We start from the raw sequence: 300 nt of genomic DNA, 5'->3' as shown, positions 1-300 counted from the left end.
GGAGCCGGCTGGAGCGTTATATAGAGGCTGGCTTTTTACCGATCGACAACAATGCCGCCGAAAGAGCAATCAAACCATTTGTGATCGGTCGCAAAGCATGGCTATTCAGCGATACGCCCAAGGGCGCCGCAGCCAGAGCGCAGATCTACAGTCTGGTCGAGACCGCCAAGGCAAACGGCCAGGAGCCCTATACGTGGCTGCGCCATGTACTGGAGCGATTACCGCAGGCTGAGTCGGTTGAAGACGTTGAGGCGCTACTACCCTGGAATTGGAGGGCATCATGAGTATCAATATTGATCA

1 protein-coding gene is annotated in these 300 nt (G+C 55.0%); it reads left to right on the top strand.

The features are described 5' to 3' along the window. Positions 1 to 284 (top strand): transposase domain-containing protein (locus GHN86_RS23180; RefSeq protein ID WP_153387400.1); only part of this gene is annotated, 284 nt, incomplete at its 5' end. Positions 285 to 300: the final 16 nt, after the last annotated feature.

Origin of the sequence: Pseudomonas helleri (assembly GCF_009600315.1) — a bacterium.
In the GTDB taxonomy this organism is placed as follows: domain Bacteria; phylum Pseudomonadota; class Gammaproteobacteria; order Pseudomonadales; family Pseudomonadaceae; genus Aquipseudomonas; species Aquipseudomonas helleri_A.
Note: the sequence above shows the minus strand (reverse complement) of the source record. Positions and strands in the feature narration are given on the sequence as shown.